This is a genomic window from Actinomadura sp. K4S16, from assembly GCF_008327685.1.
Classification (GTDB): Bacteria; Actinomycetota; Actinomycetes; order Streptosporangiales; family Streptosporangiaceae; genus Spirillospora.
This window is the reverse complement of sequence record NZ_BDDE01000040.1, coordinates 1-4,740: the sequence shown is the minus strand read 5'-3', so window position 1 is coordinate 4,740 and position 4,740 is coordinate 1. Positions and strand designations below refer to the sequence as shown.

At 69.4% G+C, this 4,740-nt stretch carries 4 protein-coding genes; 2 read left to right on the top strand and 2 right to left on the bottom strand.

What is annotated here, in order from left to right:
* Window positions 1-1,613, bottom strand: a 1,613-nt coding sequence (gene treS / locus K4S16_RS44170; RefSeq protein WP_235037464.1) for a maltose alpha-D-glucosyltransferase, incomplete at its 3' end; no start/stop codon positions are given.
* 530 nt (window positions 1,614-2,143) lie between these two features.
* Between treS and K4S16_RS44165 the strand changes: the two genes are divergently transcribed.
* Entirely contained in the window at window positions 2,144-2,410 is a 267-nt protein-coding gene (locus tag K4S16_RS44165; protein WP_149265112.1) for a hypothetical protein, read from the top strand.
* 3 nt (window positions 2,411-2,413) lie between these two features.
* Entirely contained in the window at window positions 2,414-3,247 is an 834-nt protein-coding gene (locus K4S16_RS44160) for an STAS domain-containing protein (protein ID WP_149265111.1), read from the top strand.
* On the opposite strand, the gene K4S16_RS44155 is transcribed toward K4S16_RS44160, so the two are convergent.
* A partial coding sequence (locus tag K4S16_RS44155) for an alpha-amylase family glycosyl hydrolase (protein WP_149265110.1) occupies window positions 3,225-4,740 on the bottom strand: 1,516 nt, incomplete at its 5' end. The two genes, K4S16_RS44160 and K4S16_RS44155, sit on opposite strands and share 23 nt — an antisense overlap.

Genomic DNA, 4,740 nt, shown 5'->3' with positions numbered 1-4,740 from the left:
TTGATCTCGCGGGTGAAGGCGAGGACGGAGGGGTTGGAGGCGGACAGTTCGACGTAGGAGCCGACGCCGAAGACGGGGTGGCGCTGCCGGATCTCGATCATTTTGCGGGTCCAGTGCAGCAGGGAGCCGGGGTTGTTGGTCTGGGCCTCGACGTTGACGGCTTGGTAGCCGTAGATGGGGTCCATGATGACCGGCAGGTAGAGGCGTGCGGGGTCGCAGGTGGAGAAGCCGGCGTTGCGGTCGGGGGTCCATTGCATGGGGGTTCTGACGGCGTCGCGGTCGCCGAGCCAGATGTTGTCGCCCATGCCGATCTCGTCGCCGTAGTACAGGACGGGGGAGCCGGGGAGGGACAGCAGGAGTGCGGTGAACAGCTCCAGTTGGTTGCGGTCGTTGTCGAGCAGGGGGGCCAGGCGCCGGCGGATGCCGATGTTGGCTTTCATGCGGGGGTCTTTGGCGTATTCGGTGTACATGTAGTCGCGTTCTTCGTCGGTGACCATCTCCAGGGTGAGTTCGTCGTGGTTGCGCAGGAAGATGCCCCATTGGCAGTTGTCGGGGATCTTGGGGGTCTGGGCCATGATCTCGGAGATGGGGTAGCGCTGCTCGCGGCGCACGGCCATGAAGATGCGGGGCATGACGGGGAAGTGGAAGGCCATGTGGCATTCGTCGCCGCCGGCGGCGGGGTCGCCGAAGTACTCCACGACGTCGGCGGGCCATTGGTTGGCCTCGGCGAGCAGGACGCGGTCGGGGTAGAGGCGGTCGACCTCGGCGCGCACGCGTTTGAGGTAGGCGTGGGTTTCGGGGAGGTTCTCGCAGTTGGTGCCTTCGCGGGCGTACAGGTAGGGCACGGCGTCCAGGCGGAACCCGTCGATGCCCAGGTCCAGCCAGAACCGCAGGTTCTCCAGCATGGCGTCCTGGACGTCGGGGTTGTCGTAGTTCAGGTCGGGCTGGTGGGAGAAGAACCGGTGCCAGTAGTACTGCCCGCGCACCGGGTCGTAGGTCCAGTTCGACGACTCGGTGTCGACGAAGATGATCCGGGCGTCGGGGTACCCGGTGTCGTCATCGGCCCACATGTAGAAGTCCCCGAACGGCCCGTCGGGATCGGTGCGGGAGGCCTGGAACCACGGGTGCTCATCTGAGGTGTGGTTCATCACCAGATCGGCGATCACACGGATGCCGCGGGCGTGCGCCTGCTCGATCAACTCGACGAAGTCCCCGAGTTCCCCGAACTCGGGGAGGATGCTGGTGTAGTTGGCGATGTCGTAGCCGCCGTCCTTGAGCGGGGACTGGTAGATGGGCAGCAGCCACAGGCAGTCCACGCCGAGCCATTGCAGGTGGTCCAGCCTGGATATCAGCCCGCGCAGGTCCCCGTAGCCGTCGTTGTTGGAATCGGCGAAGCCGCGGACCGACACCTCGTAGAACACCGCCGTCTTGAACCAGTCCGGCGTGCGGGGGGTGTCCTCGTCGAACGGGTCCGGGACGGGGCCGGCGGACGGTCCCGCCGCAGGCCGGTGGACCTTCTCCGGCGGGACGGGGCCGGTCCCCGGCGCGGGGGCCTCACCGCCCCCGGGGGCCTGGCGGGAGCTGCGGGTGAAGTTCTTCGGCTGGCCGTCCATGGAGCACCCCGGGTGTGTTGGAGACATCTAGATCAGCAATTCCCTCCACCCCGTCCAGGTGTGTGCGCGACAGGCAACCATCCGTAAAAGCTTCAGTACGGTCCGTGACCGTGGGGCCGGTTTCGGATCCCGCCACCGCCGCCCCGCCGTGCGAGCGGCGCCCATGGCGGGGGTAGATCGCCCGGTTCCGCGGCCCGTCCGGGCGGGTGCCCGGCCGCCGGGAAGGTCATCGCCCGGTCGCGGCGGGGCAGTGCGCGGAAAAACGGAGCAAAAAGACGGCGATTCGCGGCCCGTTCAGTGGCGTGCGGCGCCGCTAATGCTTGCCGCACGGCGGTTGTGTCATGTCCGTGTTTTTAGGTTCGCGGCTTTTTCTGTCGCAACCCTCGGGTAGGTCATTTCCAACCTCAGAACCCGCCAGGTCGGCGGGTTCTGCTCAGTTTCGGGCGGAATTCATCCGTCCAAAAGCGATCGGAGGGACAGTGGAGCGCTGGGAGAAGTCGCCATCGGTCGTACCGACGCGGGATGACCTCGTGGCACGGCTGCGCGTCCGTTTCGCCGACATTCCGGTGGAGCGCGTGCGGCGCTGCGTGGACGACCTGTGGTGCTGCTGCGCCCATCTGGGGGTGCGGCCCGAGGAACGGACCATCGAGCGCCTCGCGGCGTCCCGGCTCACGGGCGTCGTGCGGGGCGGCCGCCCGCCCTATCCGGACGAGCGGCGGGGGTCCCGACCGCCCGGCCGCCTGACCGCTCCGCCCCGGCCCGCCCGTGCGGCGGCCCGAACTCCGATCGGGATGTGACCGATGAGGGAGACGACGGTGCCGGGCCTGAGCACCGAGACCCGGCAAGGGTTCATCGTGCTCGGCCTGCCGGCGCAGATCAGCTGGCGGAACTACGCGGGGATCCGGGAGGAGGTGAGCAAGGCCCTGTCCCTCGCCTGCGCGGGCGGGACCCGTCGCGGCGGGGTCGTCGTCGACTTCGGCGACGCGGTCCTGCTGGACGCGGCCGGGCTCGTGCTGCTGGCGCGGGCCGAGACGCGGGCCGAGCTGCTCGGCTGCCCGCTGCGCGCGGTGGTGCCCGCGCTGTCCGCGCACGTCCGGCGGGCGCTGCACCTCACGGGGCTGGACCGGCTCGTCCCGGTGTTCGCCGACGTCGCGGCGGCGACGGCTGCGCCCCTGCCGGAGCCGGCGCCGGGGGAGGTCGACACCACGCACGTGCTCGACGCGATCCGCGCGCTGCATCCGGGGGACGCCGGGCTCACGCCGACGCCGCCCGCCCCGTCCGAGCTGATGATCACCACGACGGCGGCCGGCGACGGCGACCACACCGTCGTGCACCTGTCCGGGACGCTGGACGAGGCGACCGTGCCTCGGCTCGGGGAGACGCTGACCACGCTGGTCGAGGGCGACGAGCGGCACCTGATGGTGCGGATGCACGACCGGCTCGGCGTCCGCTGCGACCCGCTGCCGATCCTGCTCGGCATCCGCTGGCGCGTCGCCGCCGAGGGCGGCTGCCTGGCGCTGCCGGCGGTGCCGGCCAAGCTGCGCGAGGTCATCGACCGCGAGGGCCTCGCGTCGGTGTTCACCGGCTGCCGGTCCATCGAGGAGCGCCTCCTCAGCGGCGCCGGGTCCGGTTAGCCTCGCGGCCCTGCCCGCCACCGGCCCGCACACGTCCGCCGTTCTCCTGGAACGTGAAGACGTGTGCGGGTTTGGTGTGCGGGTCGAGGCGCACGTAGTTGGACCTCCGCCAGGTGTAGGTGGTGCCGTCGAGTTGGTCGGTGACGGTGTAGGGGTGGTCGGGGTCGTCGGGCAGGCCGAGGGCGGGCAGGTCGAGGTGGACGGTGGCTTCGCGGGGGTGGTGGGGGTTGAGGTTGACGATGGCGAGGACGGTGTCGTGGAGGTGGCGTTTGGAGAAGGCGAGGAGTTCGGGTTGGTCGATGTGGTGGAAGTGCAGGTTGCGGAGTTGCTGGAGGGCGGGGTGGGTGTTGCGCAGTGTGTTGAGGGTGGTGATGAGGGGGGCGATGGTGGTGCCGGCGCGTTCGGCGGCTTCCCAGTCGCGGGGGCGGTACTGGTATTTCTCGGAGTCGCGGTATTCCTCGCTGCCGGGGCGTACGGGGGTGTTCTCGCATAGTTCGTAGCCGGAGTAGACGCCCCAGGTGGGCGAGAGCAGCGCGGCGAGGATCGCGCGGATCTCAAAAGCGGCGCGGCCGCCGTGCTGGAGGTATTGGTTGAGGATGTCGGGGGTGTTGGTGAAGAAGTTGGGGCGCATGTAGGCGGCGGCGGGGCCGGTGAGCTCGGTGAGGTAGTCGGTGAGTTCGTCGGCGTTGTTGCGCCAGGTGAAGTAGGTGTAGGACTGGTGGAACCCGATCTTGGCCAGGGTGTGCATCATGGCGGGGCGGGTGAAGGCCTCGGCCAGGAACAGCACGTCGGGGTCGGTGGTGTGGATGTCGGCCAGGAGCCGTTCCCAGAACGCGACGGGTTTGGTGTGGGGGTTGTCGACCCGGAAGATCCGCACCCCGTGCGCCATCCAGTGGTGCAGCACGTTCTTGACGGCGGTGTAGAGGCCTTCGGGGTCGTGGTCGAAGTTGAGGGGGTAGATGTCCTGGTACTTCTTGGGCGGGTTCTCGGCGTAGGCGATGGTGCCGTCGGCGCGGGTGGTGAACCATTCGGGGTGCTGGGTGACCCAGGGGTGGTCGGGGGAGCACTGCAGCGCCAGGTCCAGGGCGACTTCCAGGCCGCAGTTGCCGGCGTGTTCGACGAAGGCGTCGAAGTCCTCGATGGTGCCCAGGTCGGGGTGGATCGCGTCGTGGCCGCCCTCGGGTGAGCCGATCGCCCAGGGGGAGCCGGGGTCGTAGGGGCCGGCGTCCAGGGTGTTGTTGGGGCCTTTGCGGTGGCTGGTGCCGATCGGGTGGATGGGTGGCAGGTAGACCACGTCGAAGCCCATGTCGGCGATCGCGGGCAGCCGTTTGGTCGCGGTGCGGAACGTGCCCGAGATCGGCCCGCGGCGCCCCAGGGGGTCGAAGGTCGCGCCCTCGGAGCGGGGGAAGAACTCGTACCAGGCCCCGAACAGCGCCCGCTGCCGGTGCACCACCAGCGGATACCAGTCACTGACCGTCAGCAGATCCCGCAGC